This window comes from Mesorhizobium sp. AA23, assembly GCF_001672435.1.
Lineage (GTDB): Bacteria > Pseudomonadota > Alphaproteobacteria > Rhizobiales > Rhizobiaceae > Mesorhizobium.
In genome coordinates, this window is record NZ_LYTP01000012.1 from 767,816 (window position 1) to 786,814 (window position 18,999).

General features: G+C 66.1%; 17 protein-coding genes and 1 tRNA gene. 7 read left to right on the forward strand and 11 right to left on the reverse strand.

Annotation, left to right across the window (positions count from 1 at the left end; translation table 11 throughout):
* Positions 1-93: 93 nt before the first annotated feature.
* On the reverse strand, positions 94-1,668 hold the full coding sequence (locus A9K66_RS14275; protein WP_067324435.1) for an NAD(P)/FAD-dependent oxidoreductase: 1,575 nt from the start codon (positions 1,666-1,668) through the stop codon (positions 94-96).
* Between the two features lie 118 nt (positions 1,669-1,786).
* Between A9K66_RS14275 and A9K66_RS14280 the strand changes: the two genes are divergently transcribed.
* The 6 genes from A9K66_RS14280 to A9K66_RS14305 all read left to right on the forward strand — a co-directional run bounded on the left by A9K66_RS14280 (position 1,787) and on the right by A9K66_RS14305 (position 9,062).
* Positions 1,787-2,578, forward strand: a complete 792-nt coding sequence (locus A9K66_RS14280; protein WP_067324437.1) for a cyclase family protein — start codon at positions 1,787-1,789, stop codon at positions 2,576-2,578.
* 300 nt (positions 2,579-2,878) lie between these two features.
* Positions 2,879-4,450, forward strand: coding sequence for an NAD(P)/FAD-dependent oxidoreductase (locus A9K66_RS14285; RefSeq protein ID WP_067324439.1), 1,572 nt, complete (start codon positions 2,879-2,881; stop codon positions 4,448-4,450).
* Positions 4,450-4,932, forward strand: a complete 483-nt coding sequence (locus tag A9K66_RS14290) for a MarR family transcriptional regulator (RefSeq protein ID WP_067324441.1) — start codon at positions 4,450-4,452, stop codon at positions 4,930-4,932. Before A9K66_RS14285 ends, A9K66_RS14290 begins: the two co-directional genes overlap by 1 nt.
* Before the next feature lie 50 nt (positions 4,933-4,982).
* Positions 4,983-7,136: an indolepyruvate ferredoxin oxidoreductase subunit alpha gene (locus tag A9K66_RS14295; RefSeq protein WP_067324443.1), complete on the forward strand. Its 2,154-nt coding sequence runs from the start codon at positions 4,983-4,985 to the stop codon at positions 7,134-7,136.
* Positions 7,129-8,712 (forward strand): indolepyruvate oxidoreductase subunit beta family protein, encoded by a 1,584-nt coding sequence (locus A9K66_RS14300; RefSeq protein WP_067324445.1) that lies wholly within the window; start codon positions 7,129-7,131, stop codon positions 8,710-8,712. Before A9K66_RS14295 ends, A9K66_RS14300 begins: the two co-directional genes overlap by 8 nt.
* Positions 8,713-8,798: 86 nt before the next feature.
* Complete coding sequence (locus tag A9K66_RS14305) at positions 8,799-9,062, forward strand: hypothetical protein (protein ID WP_067003684.1); 264 nt, start codon at positions 8,799-8,801, stop codon at positions 9,060-9,062.
* Between the two features lie 354 nt (positions 9,063-9,416).
* Here A9K66_RS14305 and A9K66_RS14310 read toward each other — a convergent pair whose 3' ends face one another.
* The 10 genes from A9K66_RS14310 to A9K66_RS14355 all read right to left on the reverse strand — a co-directional run bounded on the left by A9K66_RS14310 (position 9,417) and on the right by A9K66_RS14355 (position 17,388).
* A complete protein-coding gene (locus A9K66_RS14310; protein WP_067324447.1) occupies positions 9,417-10,655 on the reverse strand; it encodes a DUF1501 domain-containing protein in 1,239 nt (412 codons plus the stop codon).
* Between the two features lie 16 nt (positions 10,656-10,671).
* Positions 10,672-12,123 carry a DUF1800 family protein gene (locus A9K66_RS14315; protein WP_197507468.1) on the reverse strand — a complete coding sequence of 484 codons (1,452 nt, stop codon included), beginning with the start codon at positions 12,121-12,123 and terminating at the stop codon, positions 10,672-10,674.
* Between the two features lie 100 nt (positions 12,124-12,223).
* Entirely contained in the window at positions 12,224-12,508 is a 285-nt protein-coding gene (locus A9K66_RS14320; RefSeq protein WP_067324449.1) for a hypothetical protein, read from the reverse strand.
* A 109-nt stretch (positions 12,509-12,617) separates the two neighbouring features.
* The gene (locus A9K66_RS14325; RefSeq protein WP_067003693.1) at positions 12,618-13,064 is read right to left on the reverse strand and encodes a periplasmic heavy metal sensor; all 447 of its coding nucleotides are present in this window, start codon (positions 13,062-13,064) and stop codon (positions 12,618-12,620) included.
* Positions 13,061-13,510: a hypothetical protein gene (locus A9K66_RS14330; protein ID WP_067324451.1), complete on the reverse strand. Its 450-nt coding sequence runs from the start codon at positions 13,508-13,510 to the stop codon at positions 13,061-13,063. The genes A9K66_RS14325 and A9K66_RS14330 overlap by 4 nt, the downstream gene beginning before the upstream one ends.
* A gap of 59 nt (positions 13,511-13,569) precedes the next feature.
* Positions 13,570-14,103, reverse strand: a complete 534-nt coding sequence (locus A9K66_RS14335) for an RNA polymerase sigma factor (RefSeq protein WP_067324453.1) — start codon at positions 14,101-14,103, stop codon at positions 13,570-13,572.
* Between the two features lie 45 nt (positions 14,104-14,148).
* The gene (locus A9K66_RS14340; protein WP_067324454.1) at positions 14,149-14,574 is read right to left on the reverse strand and encodes an acid-shock protein; all 426 of its coding nucleotides are present in this window, start codon (positions 14,572-14,574) and stop codon (positions 14,149-14,151) included.
* 155 nt (positions 14,575-14,729) lie between these two features.
* Positions 14,730-14,918, reverse strand: coding sequence for a DUF2158 domain-containing protein (locus A9K66_RS14345; RefSeq protein WP_067324751.1), 189 nt, complete (start codon positions 14,916-14,918; stop codon positions 14,730-14,732).
* Positions 14,919-15,090: 172 nt separating this feature from the next.
* On the reverse strand, positions 15,091-16,836 hold the full coding sequence (locus A9K66_RS14350; protein WP_067324753.1) for an adenylate/guanylate cyclase domain-containing protein: 1,746 nt from the start codon (positions 16,834-16,836) through the stop codon (positions 15,091-15,093).
* A 476-nt stretch (positions 16,837-17,312) separates the two neighbouring features.
* Positions 17,313-17,388: transfer RNA gene (locus A9K66_RS14355), tRNA-Thr, on the reverse strand.
* A 346-nt stretch (positions 17,389-17,734) separates the two neighbouring features.
* On the opposite strand from A9K66_RS14355, the gene A9K66_RS14360 reads away from it, so the two are divergent.
* On the forward strand, positions 17,735-18,937 hold the full coding sequence (locus tag A9K66_RS14360; RefSeq protein WP_067324456.1) for a hypothetical protein: 1,203 nt from the start codon (positions 17,735-17,737) through the stop codon (positions 18,935-18,937).
* The last annotated feature ends 62 nt before the right edge of the window (positions 18,938-18,999 follow it).

Consider the following 18,999-nt stretch of genomic DNA (forward strand, 5'->3'; position numbering starts at 1 on the left):
GGTTGTCGGTTTTTGACTTTCATTGTCGCGCGGCGTTGTTCATTCGCAAGGTCTGGTGGGCAACCGCGCCTTGTCCATCCTGGAATTCTGCTGCTAGTGCCCTCCCAGCTGTTGCGCCAGCATGAAGCCGGATCCGGCACCGGTGCCGGCGCCGGGCCATGTCGCGGCGCCGGTGAGGTAGAGGTTCGACACCGGCGTGTTCCAGCGCGCGAAGCCGCGCGCCGGACGGAAGAGAAAGTTCTGCGCCAAATGGTGGCTGCCGCAAATCTGGTCGCCGCCGACGAGGTTCGGATTCTCGCGCTCGAGGTCGAGCGGCGAGAAAATCGCGCGGCCGAGGATCTTCTGGCGCAAACCAGCCGCATAGCTCTCGATGATGTCGAGCACGCGCTCGGCATAGGCGTCCTTGACCGCGTCCCAGGAACCGGGCGCGATCTTGCCGGCGGCATCGCCAAGGATTTCCGCCGGCAGCATGCGCACCTGGACCCAGAGCACGTGCTTGCCTTCTGGCGCCCGCGAGGGATCGACGGCGGTCGGCTGTCCTACGACGAGCACCGGCTGATCGGGCAGCACGCCGGCAATCGCCTGCTGATAGGTGCGCGACATGGCATTGAGCGAAGGCGCCAGATGCACATAGGCGAAGTGGCGAAGCTCGGCGCCAGCGCTCCAGTCCGGCAGATCGTCCAGTGCCAGATGGATCATCATCGTGCCCGGCGCATGGCGGAACTTTTTCATCGCCGCGTCAAAGCCGGCATCGCCGGATCCGTTCGGCAACAGCTTGCCAGTCAGCGCCTTGGGCGCGACGCCGGCAATGACGGCCTTGCTGGCGACATGGAAATCGCCGGAGGCGAGCCGCACGCCGGTCGCGCGGCCGCCGGCGACGGTGATCTCCGCCACCTCCGCGCCGGCCATGATCTTGCCACCGGCCGCTTTGACCATGCCGACAAGCGCGCGGATGATGGTGTCGGCGCCGCCCTTGCCGAGCACCATGCCAAAACTCTGGTTGGCCATTGATTCCAGATAGGGGAACACGGCGCCGCCGGCGATGTCGGGCGCGAAGTCGAGATGCATGCCCCAGGCGGCGAGCGTGGCTTGCACATGCGGCGTCTCGAAATTGTCCTCGAGCCACGCGCGGGGTGAGGACAGCAAGAAGCGGCCGGTATCGAGCGCGCCGCCAATGCCTTTCTTGCGCCAAAGATTCCAGGCCGTGCCGGCGAGCGCCCGCGGGTTCATCGGCGATCCGAGCAGCCGGAACAGGTGCTCCGCCTCGCCCGGGAAGGCGCCGACCAGCCGACGCCATGTAGCGGCATCGGCCGCGGAGAAGGCGGCGAGCCGCGCCGCGGTCTTTTCGAGATCGTTGCTGACGCCGAACCAATTCCCATCCGGGAAGGCGCTGGCGAAACAATCGGTGACGGGCGCGAATTCCAGCCCGTGGCTTTTCAATTCATTTGCATATTTCCGGTGGAAGGCCGAGCCAGCGAACAGGCTCAGGTTCATCGCGCCGAAGTCGTGCCTGAAACCGGGAAGCGTGTATTCCGCGGTCCGGACCGCGCCGCCGATAGTTGTGTTGCGCTCGAAAACTGCGGTTTTCCAGCCTTTGAGCGACAGATGCGCGGCGCAGGCCAGACTGTTGTGGCCCGCCCCGACAAAGATGGCGTCGAACTCGCTCACGCCCTGCCCCAAAATGCTTTATGCTTAAAGATAATTGCAGATGCATATGTTTTCGTCTAGTAGGATATTAAGGGCCGCAACGAGCCTTGATGAGCACGAACAAGAGGGAACGAAGACAATGGACACGCAGAAACTCCTCGGCGAGGTCGCCGGCCAGCTGCTTTCGGGCGCCATCAAGGTGGTCGACCTGTCGGCGCCGCTCGGGCCCAACACGCCGCTAATCAAGCTGCCGCCGGAACTCGCCGTCGACACGCCGAAGGTCGAGATCCACCCCATTTCAAAGTATGACAAGAATGGTCCGTGGTGGGCCTGGAACTGGCTGAAGCTCGGCGAGCATTCGGGCACGCATTTCGACGCGCCGCAGCACTGGATCACCGGCAAGGACTATCCGGACGGCGCCACTGACACCATCCCGGCGCAGAATTTCGTCGGTCCGGTCAATGTCATCGACTGCTCAGTGGAAGCCGCCGCCGATCACGATTTCCTTCTCACCGTCGACCACATCAAGACGTGGGAGGCCAAGCATGGCACCATCAATGCCGGCGAATGGGTGGTGATGCGCACCGACTGGTACAAGCGCAACGGTTCGGAAGCCGACTTCCTCAACGCCAACGAGACCGGCCCGCATACACCCGGACCGACAGCGGAAGCCATCCAGTTCCTGATCAGCAAGGACATCAAGGGCTGGGGCTCGGAGACGATCGGCACCGATGCCGGCAAGGCCGGCGGCATGGAGCCGCCTTTCCCGGCGCACACGCTGATGCACAAAGCCAATCGCTATGGGCTGGCCAGCCTCTGCAACCTCGACCAGCTGCCGCCGAAAGGCGCGATCCTGATCGCCGCCCCGCTCAAGATCGAGCACGGCACCGGCAGCCCGATCCGCGCCCTGGCGCTGGTGCCGGGCCGATAGGCGAGGTGGCGGTCTTCGGGAGAAGATCATGCTCGCGCGCAATGGAGTAGTGGAGAGGTGGGATCGGAGCGACGCTGACGCTCTACGGCGCCCCCCTCTGTCCTGCCGGACATCTCCCCCACAAGGGGGGGGATTGCACGTCACCTCCGCTTTCGCCAATCTCCGACGTCCTAGGATTGAGCAGGGCGCCGAAACTGCCAATCTCCCCCCAAGTGGGGGAGATGTCCGGCAGGACAGAGGGGGGCGCGAAGGAACTCGCCTTAGTGCGATTGACGTTCACTTCTCGATTGCGAGTGCGCAATGACCGCTGCCGATCACATCATCGTGGGCAGCGGCATCAACGCCCTGGTCTGCGCGGCGATGCTTGGCGCCAAGGGCGCCAAGGTGCTCGTGCTCGAACGCAACGACCGCATCGGCGGCTGCATGCGCACCGATGAGATCACGGCGCCCGGCTTCGTCCATGACGTGATGGCGACGACCTTCGTCCTCTTCATCACCTCGCCGGCCTATGCCGCGCTCGGCAAGGATCTTGCGCGGCACGGGCTGGTATTCTGTCACACGACCACACCCACCGGCGTGCTTCGGCCCGATGGCAGTCATGCCGTGCTCACCACCGACCGGGCCGCCAATATCGCGGCGCTGAACGCCTTTGCCTCCGGCGATGGCGACCGTCATGGCGGCGATGTCGGCGACATCGAACGCAATGCCGGACTGCTCTTCGGCCTGCTCGGTGGCGCGCTCTGGTCCTATCCGACGACGAAGCTCATGGCCGGCGAGGCGTGGCGGCGCGGTCCGCGCCAGCTTGCCGCCGTCCTGGGCGAGGCGCTGGTGCCGGCGCGGGGCTGGCTGGAGACCGCGTACAAGTCCGATACCGTCCGCGCGCTCTGGGCGCCCTGGGTGCTGCATGCCGGGCTTGGGCCGGAAGACGCCTTCTCCGGTCAGATCGCCAAGGTCATCGCCTTCGCGCTGGAGGCGGCCGGCGCACCGATCGTCAAGGGCGGGGCGAAGACCCTGCTCGCCGCCTTCGAGGCATTGATCAAGGAGCGCGGCGGCGAAGTCCGCGTCAACGCCGACGTCGCCTCGATCGTCCAGGCCGGCGGCCGTGCCACCGGCGTCCGGCTCGCCTCCGGCGAGACGCTGACGGCGGCAAAGGGCATCATCTGCTCGCTCACGCCGACGCAGCTCTATGGCCGTCTGCTCGGCAACGATGTGCCCGACGCAGCAACCAAGGCCACGCAGTCCTACCGCTACGGCAAGGGCAACTTCCAGCTCCACTACGCGCTGAACAAGCCGCCGGCCTGGCGCGGCGAGGGCCTCGACAAGGTGGCGCTGCTGCATCTGACGCCGGGACTCGATGGTGTGTCGAAAGCCTGCAACGAAGCGGTGCGCGGCCTGTTGCCGGAAGTGCCGACGATCTGCGTCGGCCAGCCCCACGCGCTCGATCCGTCGCGCTGTCCGCCGGGCAAGGCAATCCTGTGGCTGCAGCTTCCGGAAGCGCCGCGCCACATCAAGGGCGATGCCGCCGGCAAGCTCGAGGCCCCAGCCGATGGCCGCTGGAGCGAGGCGCTGCGCGAGGCCTACGCCGACCGCGTCGAGGCGATCCTCGCTCATCACATCGATGGTTTTCGCGACACGATCATCGCGCGCCGCGCCTATTCGCCGGCCGATCTCGAAGCGATGAACATCAACCTGGTCGGCGGCGATCCCTATGGCGGCTCGTCGACCATCGACCAGGCCTTCCTGTGGCGGCCGTTCAAAGCAAGCCGCAACCACGAGACCGGCATCAAGGGCCTCTACCACATCGGCGCGTCGACGCACCCGGGCGCGGGGCTCGGCGGCGGCTCCGGCTTCCTGCTGGCGGGGAGGCTCTGATGGAACAGAAGCTTCCGGAAAAGCGCCAGCGCATCTCGACCCTCGGCCAGATCGGCCTGCAACAATTCGCGCCCTATCTGATGAACCGCATCATGGGCCGCTACAACGCCACCCTGCGAGAAGACTTTCGCAAGCAGGGCCTGACCATTCCGCAGGTGCGCACGCTGGCCGTGCTCTCGGTCACCGACGGCATCACCGTCAACGACCTCTCGGTCTATACGGTGATCGAGCAATCGACCTTGAGTCGCACGCTCGACGCGCTGGAAGGCCAGGGCCTCGTGCGGCGCGAGCAGGGCGTCGCCGACAGCCGCTTCCGCCATGTGTTCCTGACCGATGACGGCCGGGCGCTTTTCACCCGCGCCTGGCCGGCCATGCATGATGCCTTCGAAGCGATGTTCGACGGCGTCGACGATGCCGAATATGCCGCGCTGATCGCGATTCTGCAGAAGATGCTGAAGAACATCCGCAAGCACGACATTTAAGTTTGACGTACGCGCCGCCGTCCAAACGGCGGTAACGGAAGGAGGCAGAGATGGCCGAACGGTCTTTTGCCAAGGAAGTTGAAAAGCTGAGGCTTGGCGCCGGCCAGGAATTCGCGGGCGAGGGCATCCTCGCCATCACCAAGGCGCTGCTGCAATGCGGCGTCGGCTATGTCGGCGGCTATCAGGGTGCGCCGATCAGCCATCTGATGGATGTGCTCGCCGACGCGCAGGACATTCTGGGCGAGCTCGGCGTGCACTTCGAGGCGAGCGCCTCGGAAGCAACCGCCACCGCCATGCTGGCCGCATCCGTGCACTACCCGATCCGCGGTGCCGCCACCTTCAAGTCGACGGTGGGTACCAATGTCGCCTCGGACGCTTTGGCGAACCTCGCCTCGGGCGGCGTCACCGGCGGCGCGCTGATCATCATCGGCGAGGACTATGGCGAGGGCTCCTCCATCATGCAGGAGCGCAGCCACGCCTTCGCCATGAAGAGCCAGGTCTGGCTGCTCGATCCGCGCCCGAACCTGCCCTCGATCGTCAAGGCGGTCGAGGATGGCTTCGAGCTGTCGGAGGCCTCCAACACGCCGGTCATGCTGCAGGTGCGCATCCGCTGCTGCCACGTCCACGGCCACTTCATCGCCAAGGACAACAAGCGGCCGCCTATGTCGGTTGCCGATGCGCTGTCGGCCCCGCGTCGCGACACCGGCCGCATCGTGCTGCCGCCTGCCTCCTTCCTGCACGAGAAGGAGAAGGTCGCCAAGCGCTGGCCGGCGGCGGTCGATTTCATCAAGAGCCGCAAGATCAACGAGGTCTTTGGGCCGGACAATGGCTCGATCGGCATCGTCATGCAGGGCGGCATGTACAATTCGGTCGTCCGCGCGCTGCAGCGGCTCGGCCTTGCCGACACCTATGGCGACACCGACGTGCCGCTTTATGTGCTGAACGCCGTCTATCCGCTCGTCGATGACGAGTTCCTTTCCTTCTGCGAGGGCAAACAGGCGGTGCTGGTCGTCGAAGAAGGCCAGCCCAACTATATCGAGCAGGCCTTTGCCGCGATGCTGCACAAGGCCGGGCGCGGCACCAAGCTGGTCGGCAAGGAGCATCTGCCAATGGCTGGCGAATATACCGGGCAGGTGATGCTGGACGGCATTGGCTCCTTCCTGCGCGCCTATGCTCCGCATCTGCTGCCCGGCGAGGTTCGTGCGCCGAACAAGCTGGGCGAGGGCGTCGACACGGCCGATCTCATCAATGTCGTTCCCGGCCGCCCGCCGGGCTTCTGCATCGGCTGTCCGGAGCGGCCGATCTTCGCTGCGACCAAGCTGGTCGAGCAGGAGCTTGGCAAGCACCACATCGCTTCCGACATCGGCTGCCACCTGTTCTCGATCATGCCGCCCTTCGAGCTCGGCGCCACCACCATGGGCTACGGCCTCGGGCCGGCCTCGGCTTCCGCCTTCAATTCGCCGGAAGCGAAACGCCGCTCGATCTCCTTCGTCGGCGACGGCGGCTTCTGGCATAACGGTCTCACCTCCTCGATCGGCAACGCCGTCTTCAACAAGAATGACGGCGTCATCGTCATCGTCGACAATTTTTACTCGGCCGCCACCGGCGGCCAGGACATCCTGTCCTCGCGCGCCTCGAACCGCACCAAGTCCACAAAACATCCGATCACCGAAGCGGTGAAAGGCATGGGCGTCAAATGGCTGCGCCACATCGACCGCACCTATGACGTCGGCAAGATGCGCGACACGCTGCGCGAGGCGCTGACCACCGAGGAGAAGGGGCCGAAGGTCATCGTCGCCTCGTCCGAATGCATGCTGAACCGCCAGCGCCGCGAGAGGCCGCTGGTCGACAAGGCGGTCAAGGGCGGCGAGCGGGTCGTCAAGCCGAAATTCGGCGTCGACGAGGACGTCTGCACCGGCGACCACGCCTGCATGCGGCTCTCCGGCTGTCCGTCGCTCTCGGTGAAGTCGCTCGACGATCCGCTGCGCGACGATCCGGTCGCTTCGATCGACCAGAACTGTGTCGGCTGCGGCAATTGCGGCGAGGTGGCGGATGCGGCCGTGCTCTGTCCCTCCTTCTACCGCGCCGATGTCGTGCACAATCCGAGCCGCTGGGACCGTTTCCTGGAAAGCGCGCGCCGCGCCGCGATCGGCCGGTTGCAGCGCCGCCGCGAGAGTCGCCGTTTGATGTTCGCCGATGCTTGAGCAGGCTTCACCGCTGCGCCCGAAGCCGGGCGCCTCTGATGACGAGCGGGTGATAAAACTCGCCGTGCTTGCCGTCGGCGGCCAGGGCGGCGGCGTGCTCGCCGATTGGATCACCGACGTCGCCGAGCGCAGCGGCTACATTGCGCAATCGACGTCGGTGGCGGGAGTCGCCCAGCGCACGGGGGCCACGATCTATTACATCGAGATGGCCCGCGACACCGGCCGGCTGCCGGTCTTCGCGCTGTCGCCGTCGCAGGGCGACGTCGACATCTTGATCGCCGCCGAGCTGATGGAGGCTGGCCGCGCCATCATCCGCGGTTTCGTCACGCCCGAGCGCACGACGCTGATCGCCTCCTCGCACCGCATCGCCGCCGTCTCGGAAAAGATCGAGCCGGGCGACGGCCGCGCCTCGTCGGAAAAGGTGCATGCGACGGCCGAGGCGGCCGCCAAGCGCTTCATCGCCTTCGACATGGAAAAGATCGCCGCCGAGCACGGCACGATGATCTCGGCCAGCCTGCTCGGCGCGCTGGCCGGTTCTGACGCGCTGCCCTTCGCGCGCGAAAACTACGAGCAGGCGATCGGCGCCGGTGGCCGTGGCGTGAAGGCCAGCCTTTCCGCCTTCGGCGCCGCCTATGACCGGGCGCGCGGCATCGCGGTCGCGACAGCCGGGGATAACGCAACCGGGAAGCCTGCCGCTCCCGACACCACACCAACGGCGAAGATCAGTGGTCCCGAAACGCTGCTGAAGGGCTGGCAGGAACTCGTCGCCCGCGTTGCGGCGCTGCCCGCGCCGGTGCGCGACATGACCGAGCGCGGCCTGAGGAAGGTCGTCGACTTCCAGGACATCGCCTATGGCGGCGAATATCTCGACCGGCTGGACAAGGCGATCGCGCTGGACAATGCGGAGCGTGGCCATGCGCTGTCGGTCGCGGCGGCGAAACATCTGGCCAACGCCATGTGCTATGACGACATGATCCGCGTCGCCGACCTCAAGACGCGTTCGACCCGCGACAGGCGCGTGCGCAAGGAAGTCGGTGTCAGGGAAGGCTTGGTCCTGCAGGTCACTGAATATTTCCATCCGCGCATCGAGGAATTCTGCGGCACGCTGCCGCTAGCAATCGGCAGTTACATCGAGAACCGCCCGAAGCTCGCCGCCTTCCTTGACCGCCGCATCAACCGCGGCCGCCATATCCGCACCGACAGTTTCACCGGTTTCGCCATGCTCTGGTTCATCGGCGGCCTGCGCCGCTGGCGCCGCCGCCTGCTGCGCCACAAGGTCGAGGTCGAGCATCTGGAGCGCTGGTACGGCTTGGCGCTTGCCCATGCGCGCGAAAACTATGCGCTTGGGCTGGAGATCCTGAATTGCCGCCGCCTGATCAAGGGCTACAGCGACACCCACGCCCGTGCCCAGTCGAAATTCGACCGCGTGCTCTCGGCGCTTGTCATGCTCGAGGGCCGCGAAGACGCCGCCGACTGGATCCGCCGCCTGCGCGAAGCGGCGCTGAAGGACGAAAAGGGCGACGTGCTCGACGGCGCGCTGAAGACCGTGGCGACGCTCGACGACGCCGCCCGATAACGAGGATGTGATCCATCCTCCTCCGACGGATTTCGACCCTGTCGTCCGTTTCACGGCGGTAGGGATGAATCACGGAGACGAACTTTATGCTCACCAAATATTTGCTGCCGTTCGCATTGGCCGCCGGCACTTTGATGCTCTCCGCCGGCGCGCAGGCCATGCCGATGGCAAAGCCCAGCGCTGCGCCGCTGCCGGTCGAGACGGTCGGCTGGCGCTGCGGTCCTGGTTGGCACGTGAATCACTGGGGCAGATGCGTGCCGAACGGTCGCCGGTTCATCCGGCCCGTGCGCCACTGGCATCCGGGCTTCCGGTATCACCACCGCTGGCATCCCGGCTATTGGAGCTGGTGATCGCTCTCGGATCGCCATCGACGCCCGCGCTGGCAACGGCGCGGGCTTTTTCGACTTACACGAGGCAGTCATGTCGGTGGGCTTCCCGAAAGCGGTCCTAGACTAATTTGCTGAAGTCCCTCGGCTGCGTCATCCACGGGCGGAGCGGGAGCGAAGCGGACGCGGAGACCCGAGGATCCATGCCGTTACCTTTAATCGTAGAATCCAGCGGAGCAGAATTCTGCCTCGCAGCGACGCCTCAACTTCACAGAATGGATGCTAGGATCTGCATGCGTCGCTTCGCTTCCTTGCTCCGCCCGACAATGACGAATGACAGCAGACGCCGCACCTGTCACCGATGGGCAAAGTCGAGGCTCACGCCACCAAATCCCGCATCGGCTTCACCTCTCCTGAGTCCGGAAACACCTTGTCGCCGAGCACGGCGGCGGAGAGCCCGAACTGCTCGGCAAGCAACCCCTTCAGCACCGCGCGCACATCGCTGGTCGGCGCGAGGTCGCGGCCTTGGTAGAGCTGAGCCGGCTTCAGCCCCGGCCAGTCGGCGATGACGCGGCCACCTTTGATCGCGCCGCCGGCGAGCAGCACTACCGTGCCGGTGCCGTGGTCCGTGCCGACGGTGCCGTTGACGCGGGCGGTGCGGCCGAATTCGGTGATGGCGACGATCGCGGTGTCCTTCCAGCGCTCGCCGAGCCCTTTCTCGAATTCCTCGAAGGCGCCATCGAGGCCGCCGAGCAGCTTGGCGAGCCGCCCGGTGGCGCCGCCCTCGTTGACATGCGTGTCCCAGCCGTCGAAGGCCAGCGCCGCAATGCGCGGCCCGTCGTCGGCCGCCATCAGTTTCGCCGCGCCTTGCGCGGACTGGCGCATGCAGGCGGCGTTGGCGAGGCCGCCGCGGGGTTTCTTCGTGCTGCCATCGAGCTGGTCGCTCATCGCCATGCGGTCGGCGTCGAGGCCCTTCTGCAGCACCGCTGCCAGCACCGGGTCGCGATGGTTGTAGAGGTCGAGTACACGCTCCGCCAGCGCATCGCTGGGCGTCGGCAGCGCCTGCGGCGCCCAGCCGAGCACGGGTGCTGCGCCACGGATCACCAGCGGCGTCGATGGGCCTACCGCCAGCCCGCCGAGCTTGGCCACTCTTTCACCTGCCGGGAGGCTGGCTATCGCGCGGTTCAGCCAACCGGTTGTGGCGTTGCCAGGGCCCGGCAGGCCGCTCTCCAGCACATCCTGGCCGTCGAAATGCGAGCGCTCGCGGTAGCCGGTCGCGGCCGCGTGCACCGCGGCCGCCTGACCTGCCTTGAACAGCCGCGCGAACACCGGCATCGCGGGATTGATCGCGAAGAAGCTGTCGAGCGGCAGCGCCGCATTGGCGCCGGAGAGCGACAGCGCGATGTCGCCATGCAGGCCGGCATAGTCGGGGTCACCGAGGGGGCCGATCGTCGACAGCCCATCCAGCGCGCCGCGCAATATGATGACGATCAGGCGCGGATCGCGATGGTCGGCGGCGCGGGCGAAGCGTGGCAGATAGGCCCAGGCAAACAGCGCGCCGCCTGTCATCAGCACGGCGCGCCGAGATGGGTTCGGCGTTTCACAAAGAAGACTCATGCCGCTTCTCCATTGTTCACCGGCGTTGAAATTCCGGCGCCATCAGCAGCAGCGCCAGGCCTTGCTGTTTGGACTCGGCGCGCGCGATCGCTTGGCGCGTCTCGGCCGAGGCGGAGGCGCCGATCACGGTGGAAAGCATGTCATCGGGATTGCCGATGTCGCTCGCCTGACGAGCCGCTTGCCAGGCGATGTCGAGGCGCGTCTTGAGGCCTTCGGCGGACGCCCAGCTATCCGTCCGGTCGGAAAAGCCGTTCGGCCCGGGCGGTTGCCAGAGCGGCTCGCCCAGCGCCCTTAGCCAGCGCAGCGTTCGTTGCGGCTCTTTCCCGGCGGTGGAGCCGATCGCCCGCCGGACCGCTACGGCATAGTCCAACGGCGAGCGCAATTTTGTCAGCGGCAGCGACCAGGCTTCAGGCAGATCGACCAGGGCAAGCGCCAGCGCGCGCAGGTCGCCGTCCGTCTTGGTGAAGATCTCGGCAAGGCGGTCGACTACAGCCGCCGGCGGATCGTCGGCAAAGAAATGGCGGGCGAGCTTGGTAGCGATGTGGCGCGCGGTCGCCGGCTGGCGGGCGATGTCGTTGAGCGCGGCCTCGGCCTGGCCCATGCCGCCGGCCGGGTAGGTCTTGCCGAGCAGCACCGCCTCGCCAGGCTGATGCGCATCGGGGTCGAACACAAATGTGCCGGGCTCTCCGAGGCGGCCCTTCCGCCCGGCCATCGTCCAGCCGGTGAGCGCTCCCGCGAAACTCGTGACGTCCGCCTGGCTATAGCCGCCGTCGACGCCGAGTGTGTGCAATTCCAGGATCTCGCGGGCGAGGTTCTCGTTGAGGCCGCGGCCGCGCCTTTTTCCGGCGCGCGAATCCGGTCCGGTCGATTGTCGGTTGTCGAGGTAGAACAGCATCGCCGGGTGATGCTCGACGGCCAGCAGCATGTCGGCGAAGCGGCCGAGCACGAAGGGGCGGACAGCCTCGCGCTCGAAAGCGCCGGCGCAGGCCCGCACGAGCTGGCCCTTGGCGGTCGAGACGCAGAAATGGTTCGACCAGAAACCGACCAGTCTTTCGACAAAGCCGGGTGCGGCACCGAGCGCCTTGTCGAAACGGGCTTGCGCTTCATCCCGATAGATGTCGGCCTCGACCGGCGGCACGCCTGACTTGCGTTTTGCCTCGGCTGAGCCGTCCGAAGTGTCTGCCGCAGGCTGCATGGCGGGCGCTGGTTTCTCCCGCGCTGCCTTGCGCTCCGCGGCGGCGGCCATGCTGGCCTGGATCGCGGCGGTGCTGTCCAACAAGCCGGCATTTTTTGAATCGTCGGCCGAGACAAGCGCGACATCCAACAGCTCGAGCTCGGCCTTTAGATAACTGCGCGCATCGGCCGCAATCTTGCCGAGATCGTCACCAGGTTTCGCGCCAAGCCCGAAGCGGTTGAGCGCGACCAAGGCTGGATCGGGCAGAACGGCATTTGGAACGGATGGAGCCAACAGAGCCTCCGTCGCGGACCGACGCAGGTCGCGTCGGCGGTATCTCCACGGTCGAAAAGCCTTATGATGCCGGAGTCGACATGATGAGGCCGGCAGGGGCTTACCAGCGGCGCCAGTAACGATCGCCGTGCCACGGACGCCAGGCCGGGCCGATATAGACGCTTGGGCCACCCCAGTAGTAATAGCCCGGATAGATCACGCGGCGGTTGGGCACGCAGCGACCCCACCGGTTGGGGTACCAGCCGGGGCCGCAGCCCCAGGCCACATGCTCGACAATCGCAGGCGCCGCAGGCGCCGCAAGCGGCATTGCCGAGGCTGCACTTGCCGCGGCAGTCCCGCCGATGGCAAGCGCAGCCGCAACAGAATATTTCGTCAGACCATTCATGGGATACTCCGAAGTTTCTCGAGGTTGAACCGGCCACGTCGCGTTCGCGTGGCGGCAGGCGTGTCCCTCTTTTTCTTTGAACGGAGACGATCGGCGCTTTCCGTCGCTCTTATGGCGTATTTTTTGCCGGGATGGGCCGCTGCCTGCCGACATGACGCAATAGGGCGTCGGCCAGCAGCTTACGGTCATCTAGCGGGCTCGACGCGGCGAATTCGACGATGCGCTGTTCCAGCCGGCTGCGGATGGTGGCGTCGGCATTGCGCGCCCGCTCCAGGGCTGCGGCCAGAGCGTTGGCGTCGAGCGTCGGCTGCTGCAAGAGGTTGGCCGCCTCACGCCGCGCCTGCTGTCCGTCGAGGATGACTGCGCGCGACTCGCGCCGAACCTCGCGCAACGCCTGGCGGAATACCTTGCGGTCGCTGGCGGGAAGCTGACCGCCGGCCGATTCCAGCGAATAGCCGCCTCCGGAACGGCCGATCAGCCAGCCTGCACCGCCGGCGACGGCACCGATCAGGAAGACGTTCAGCACCAGCGATGCCGCGAAAAGACGAGCGCTCATAGGTCCTCCGTGTCGGCGTCGGGACCGGCATCGCCGAACGACGTTGCGTTGGCATCCATCACATAATGGTCGGACGTGGCATCTGGCGTGACAACGGTGACCAGCGCCAGCCCGACCACGGCGCCGGCAAGGCCGACGCCGGCAAGTCCAAAGCCCAGCCACCAAAACCGGCGGCGCCGCCCCTGGCTGAGCTGCGTGGTGGCCCGTGCGACAATCTCGCCATGCAGCGTCCGGCTTGGGGCTTCGACGTGATGACGGTCGAGAATGGCATCGAGCCTGCCGGCGGTCGCCAGAATGGCGCGACCCTCTTCGCTCTCCGCAAACAGCGTGGCGGCAGCCTGGTCGGCCCGCGGCCAGCGATGCAGGGCGCTGCCATAGGCGTCCGCAAGTGCAGCGAAGCGTTGGGCACTCATCGCCCCGTCAGCGGCCTTTCTTTCGTCAGCCATCTCGTTTCCCCTTCCACGGGTTTGACGTGGCCACCCAAGTCCCAACCGCCGCCAGCTGCTCAGTCATCGCCATCTCCGATGAGCATGGCTTGCAGCGAGCGTCGACCCCGCGCGAGCAGGCTTTCCAGCGCATCGACGCTGACCTGCATGGCGCCGGCGGCCTCGATGTTGGACATCTCCTGATAATAGACGAGCACGATCGCCTCGCGCTGGCGCGGCGCGATGCGCAGCAGCGCCTGCTGGACGCGCCGGCCTTCGTCTCCGGCGTCGGGAAGCGGTGCCTCATCCGCCGCCTCCGGCAGTTCGTCCGTCACCCATTCGCGGCGCCGCCGCAGCCGGTCGTAGCAGAGGTTGAGCGCCACCCGGTGGACCCAGGTGTCGAAACGCGCATGACCCTGGCGCCAGCCCGAGGCATGACGCCAGATGCGCACGAAGGTCTCCTGGGCGACGTCCTCGGCCTCGGCGGCATCGCCGAGCATGCGGGTGGCGAGCGAAAGCAGGCGCGGCAGCTTGCGCGCCACCATCGCCTGCACGGCGGCTTGATCGCCGGCACCGATGCGCCGTACCAGTTCCTCGTCCGGATCGGCGCCCATCAATCGGGGCGCTCCCAATGGCCATCGTGCTGCATAACCTCTCGGTCATTGCTCCTGATTGGGAGCGGTTTTGTGGCCCGGCCGTTCCTCGGCGCTCATAACGCCGTCGCCGTTCTTGTCGAGCCTGGCGAAGCGCTTGGCCAAGAAGGCGTCGAGCTCGGATTTGTCGACGAAGCCGTCCTTGTTGGCGTCCATGCGCGCGAAGGATTTGGCAGGATCGGCCTTGGCCTTGCGCTGGGTCTGGAACGCCGTCCACTCGGCGAGGCTGACCTTGCCGTCGCCGTCGGTGTCGGCCCGCATGAAAGCCTTTTCCCGGCGCGCCTCGAACTTTTCCAGCGTGATGCCCGGCCTGGCGGAGGCGGATGCGATTGGCGCCGGCTGCGCCGGCGCGGTGGCATGCGTCGCTGTCTGGGCGGCCGCGGCGGCGGCCTGCAGGCCAAGGGCAACGACAAATATCGAACGGCGGATCATGCTCTCGTCTCCGGTTGCGCATGGCCATTGGCGGCCACGCTTCAGCCGTTAAACGCGGCAACAGGGAAAATCCGTCGGTCGTTTCTGACGAGACAATTAGCAAGAGTCCGGCAAGAAGCCGGGCCGGAGCCGATCGGGAACGAGGGTGAGCGAAACTATTTCCGTTCGTCGACCACCATCAGCTGATCCGGCTTGAAGCCGGCATGTTGCGGGGTCCAGACGTCGCCGTCACGGTTGAACCAGTGGCACAGATACGTGCCCGAGGCAGCGCCATCACTCACCGTCATCTCCGGGCCTCCGGATTTTAGCCTGACGATGTCACCGGTCTTGAAAGTGTTGGGCATTTTGGCCTCCTTGCTAGAGACCGGGAGTTTCCCACCAACAGCGATTCTCGACAATGCCCGAGATTCGCTGCAAAGCCCGGAAGAGCGTGCGTTCCGCTTTCAGCCTCTGGGTAAAGGAGGTCGCCTGGCCGCACGCGGCGCGCAGGAGAGGGCATCGTCGCAGCCGCGGCGATCACTCCGGCACGCCGGCGATGCCCAGCGCCTCGACGTAGCGCTCGGCGAACACCTTGTCCAGCCACGGGTTGATCTGTCTCTGCAGGGTGAGCGTGAAGGTCGGGAACGCCTCCATCAGGCGGCGCGCCGCGGCCTGCGCCTCGTCCAGCCGGTTGAGCTTGACCAGCGCCATGATCACCACGCGGTGCGAGGAGCCGTAGTTCGGCATCTCGTGCAGCGCGCGTTCTCCCCATGCCAGCGCTTCCTCGTAGCGCTCGAGCATCAGATAGCTCATCCCGATGCCGGAGAGCGCGATGCCTTTCTCGGGGTCGACCGGACTCAGCCGCATCGCCCTGTGAAAGTGCTCGATCGCCACGAGCGGGCGGCTGGAATGCGCGTTCACCCAGCCGCTGCCGGTATGGCCCTGCGCCGAATTGGGGTTGAGCAGCAGGGACCGTTCGATCGTGCCCAGCGCCATCTCGTATTCCTTCGCGCTGTAGGCGATCACCTGCGCCGCGAAGCGCAGGCTCGTGGGGTCGTCGCGCGCTTCCGCCAGCACCTCGCGCGCCATACGCGCGGCGACTCGCACATCGTCGGGTTCGTGCCAGCACTGGCTCACAGATAAGCTGCGGATATAGGCGCCGAGTGCCTTCGCCAAGGTGAAGCCCGGGTCGATGCTGAGCGCCTCGTTGGTGAGTCGGCGTACATCGGCAAAGCCTTCGCGCGTCATGCTGTAGAAGCGCGGCAGTGCGCGAAGATAGAGGTCGTAGGCGCTGATGTAGTCGGTCGGCTTCATGCGCGCCTGCTTGATCTCCTCCAGCCGGATGCTCGGCTCGACAGCACCGACGACGCTCTCGGTCACCTTGTCCTGCAAGTCGAAGATGTCGCTCACGTCGCCTTCGAAGCGGCCGGTCCAGACATGGTGACCGCTGATCGCGTCTACCAACTGCCCGCTGATGCGCACGCGCGATCCGGCTCTGCGGATGCTGCCTTCGAGCACGTAGCGGACGCCCAGCTCGCGCCCGACCTGGCGCAGGTCGACCGCCCGGCCCTTGTAGGTGAAGGACGAGTTGCGGGCGATCACGAAGAAGGAGTTCACCCGGCTCAATCCCGTGATGATGTCCTCCACCAGCCCGTCGGCGAAGTATTCCTGGTCAGGGTCGCCGCTCATGTTGGTGAAAGGCAGAACCGCGATCGAGGGCTTCTCGGGCAGGGGAGGCGGTGCAGCCACCGAGGCGCTGGCGTCGGTCTCGACGCGGTAGGCGCGCACGGGACGCTCGATGTTCTTGAGGCGCAGGTTGCCGAGCGGCGTGAAGCCGCAGTCGAGCTTGCCCTGGAGGTGGTCGTAGGCGGTGCCCGAGACGACCACGGTCCCGGGATCGGCGGCGCTTTCGAGGCGGGCGGCGATGTTGACCCCGTCGCCGTAGAGGTCGCCGTCCTCCTCGCAGACCACGTCGCCGAGATTGACGCCGATGCGCAAGCGAATCCGCTCTTCCTCCGGCGTTTCCGCCTCGTGTTCCGCCACAGCCTGCTGGATCGCCACCGCCGATGTCACCGCATTGACGACGCTCGCGAATTCGCAGAGCATGCCGTCGCCGGTGAGCTTGACGATGCGTCCCTGGTTCTCGGATACCAGCGGCTCGAGGAGGTCCTTGCGGTAGGCCTTCAGCCGCTCGAGCGTGCCGCGTTCGTCGCGCTCCGTCAGGCGCGAATAGCCAACCACGTCGCAAGCCAGGATCGCTGCGAGGTGGCGCTGCGTGCTCATTACACGGCTCAGCCAGGCGCCTGCACGCGGGCCGTCCCGCGTCCATGTCCTGCCGGCTTCCATGCGCCTCACCTGCACGCTATCCATCTTTCCCAATCTCCGCCCGTCGCTGGAACGGAGAGCAACTTGACCTTGCCCTCACGAGATTCCGCTATCCAGCTTGCGAAGCGTGGAGCGTTCAGTCGCGCTACAGTCAACCAACGACCCGCCCACGCAGCCTCTGGGGACGCTGACGCCACTTCCAGAAGGCCGGGGATGTTGGCTGGCTTGTGTAACCGGTTGACGCCACCGTGGCGGCGCTTTTGTATCGGCATCACACCGAACACTCACGCTTGGAGGTGCTGAGGTCGGCAAGCGGCGAAATGCTGCCGTACGACGCCGCAGCGTTTCGGCTTAGGGCGATCTTGGGTGGGTTTATGGGCGAACCCAAATCCACCCGACACGTATGGTATTGGAATTACACGCTTTTAGGAAACTGGTGCCGCTTGCGTGACTCGAACACGCGACCCCATCATTACGAATGATGTGCTCTACCAACTGAGCTAAAGCGGCCCGGGAAGCCGCTGGGCTTCCAAGATGCGCCGGTTGATAGACTCAACCGCCAGCTAATTCAAGATGGCTGGCGGCGAAATCCTGCGCTCATGCGCGGCAATTCCGTCGCTTGCCGCTGCGCGACAGCCTTAAGCCCCGCGCCAGCACGGCTTGCGGGCTCGCCGGCGGGAGGCTCCGATTTCGTTGCAGGCCGATCCGGCGGCGGCGACAAAAATGTTGATTCTTCAACAAAAAACGCCGAAATGGGCATTGGATGCGTCGGCAAGGCAGCCGCCCGCCCGTTGATTGACTGGTCGCCTGCGGCTAACGATCGATAACTGTGAGCGAACGCGCAGAGGGAGCTCGCTTGGACGCCATCGAGAAAGCGATCCGCAACGCCTTCGAGAAAGGCAATCCCGAGGACCGGGCGTTTCGCGAGAAGGTCTATCGCTCGGCCTTTGCCGCGCTCGATCGCGTGCTGCAGGCCAACCCCAACGTGACGGTGGAAGCCGCCATCAACCGCCGCAAGGCGGTGCAGGCCAAGATCACCGAGATCGAATCCGAATTCCTGCCGGCTGTCCAGGCCGTTCCTGACGTGACGCTTCCGCTGGACAGCGGTCCATTCGTCGGCAACGCCGCGCCGGGGCCCGCGGTCGACACGCCGAGCCAGTCTCCCGCGCCGCCGGTGGATGCCCCGCGGGGCCCCGACCAGGGGGCACCGTCGCCGTCGATTACCGTCGACGGTCCGGTGCAGCCCGACACATCGGATGCGCCGCGCTCGCGCGTGCTGCCCCGCGTGCCCGACATCATGCCGGACGAGGCGCTTCCGAACGCGCCGACGCTTGATGACTCTCCCGGAGCGTCCATCGGCAACGGCGCCGAAGTGGCGCCGGATCGCGATGAACGGCGTATCCGTGGCCGGCGCCTGCCGCTCACCGCCATCTTTGTCGCGGCGACGCTGCTGGCGGCTGCCGGCATCGGCCTCTATTTCGCCAAGCAGACCGGCGTCTTCAAGACGGCGGCTGAACTCAACACCGGTCCGCCCGAGCCGACCCCGACGCTGGAAGACGAAGACTCCTCGCAGCCAGCCGAAACCGGCTCGCCGCAGAAGCCCGGCGAGGCGGATCAGTCGAAGAACTGGATCAACGTCTTCTCGCCCAGCGATCCGACCCATGTCAGCACACCGTCCGACGCCGCCGCCGATGTCATGAAGGACGACACCGGTCAGTTCCTGCGCGTCCGCTCGGGCGCATCCGGCTCGGCCATCGCCTTCGATGTCGGCCAGGGCGTGCTGGAAAAGCTCGCCGGCAAGCATGCCATGTTCGACATCATCGCCCGCTCGGAAGAAGGCAAGGAGACGCAGATCTCGGTCGACTGCAATTTCGGCGAGCTCGGCGATTGCGGCCGCAAGCGCTATGCCGTTGGCCACGAGCGCAACGAATACCTGTTCGACGTGCAGTTCCCGAACAAGCACCCGGGTGCGGCCGGCACCATCGCCGTCAACTCCGACTTCGACAAGCAGGGCAAGTCCGTCGACATCTACGAGATCCGCGTATCGATCGCGGAGTGACCTCGGCATCGGCAGCGAGGGGCTATCTCCAGGGATGCGACCGACCTCCCCTTGATGGGAAG

Bases quoted from the DNA above. Each gene is read 5' to 3' on its own strand.
- A9K66_RS14280 (WP_067324437.1), top strand. From the start codon at position 1,787: ATGGACACGCAGAAACTCCTCGGCGAGGTCGCCGGCCAGCTGCTTTCG.
- A9K66_RS14285 (WP_067324439.1), top strand. From the start codon at position 2,879: ATGACCGCTGCCGATCACATCATCGTGGGCAGCGGCATCAACGCCCTG.
- A9K66_RS14290 (WP_067324441.1), top strand. From the start codon at position 4,450: ATGGAACAGAAGCTTCCGGAAAAGCGCCAGCGCATCTCGACCCTCGGC.
- A9K66_RS14295 (WP_067324443.1), top strand. From the start codon at position 4,983: ATGGCCGAACGGTCTTTTGCCAAGGAAGTTGAAAAGCTGAGGCTTGGC.
- A9K66_RS14300 (WP_067324445.1), top strand. From the start codon at position 7,129: ATGCTTGAGCAGGCTTCACCGCTGCGCCCGAAGCCGGGCGCCTCTGAT.
- A9K66_RS14305 (WP_067003684.1), top strand. From the start codon at position 8,799: ATGCTCACCAAATATTTGCTGCCGTTCGCATTGGCCGCCGGCACTTTG.
- A9K66_RS14310 (WP_067324447.1), bottom strand. From the start codon at position 10,655: ATGAGTCTTCTTTGTGAAACGCCGAACCCATCTCGGCGCGCCGTGCTG.
- A9K66_RS14320 (WP_067324449.1), bottom strand. From the start codon at position 12,508: ATGAATGGTCTGACGAAATATTCTGTTGCGGCTGCGCTTGCCATCGGC.
- A9K66_RS14325 (WP_067003693.1), bottom strand. From the start codon at position 13,064: ATGAGCGCTCGTCTTTTCGCGGCATCGCTGGTGCTGAACGTCTTCCTG.
- A9K66_RS14330 (WP_067324451.1), bottom strand. From the start codon at position 13,510: ATGGCTGACGAAAGAAAGGCCGCTGACGGGGCGATGAGTGCCCAACGC.
- A9K66_RS14335 (WP_067324453.1), bottom strand. From the start codon at position 14,103: ATGGGCGCCGATCCGGACGAGGAACTGGTACGGCGCATCGGTGCCGGC.
- A9K66_RS14340 (WP_067324454.1), bottom strand. From the start codon at position 14,574: ATGATCCGCCGTTCGATATTTGTCGTTGCCCTTGGCCTGCAGGCCGCC.
- A9K66_RS14345 (WP_067324751.1), bottom strand. From the start codon at position 14,918: ATGCCCAACACTTTCAAGACCGGTGACATCGTCAGGCTAAAATCCGGA.
- A9K66_RS14350 (WP_067324753.1), bottom strand. From the start codon at position 16,836: ATGAGCACGCAGCGCCACCTCGCAGCGATCCTGGCTTGCGACGTGGTT.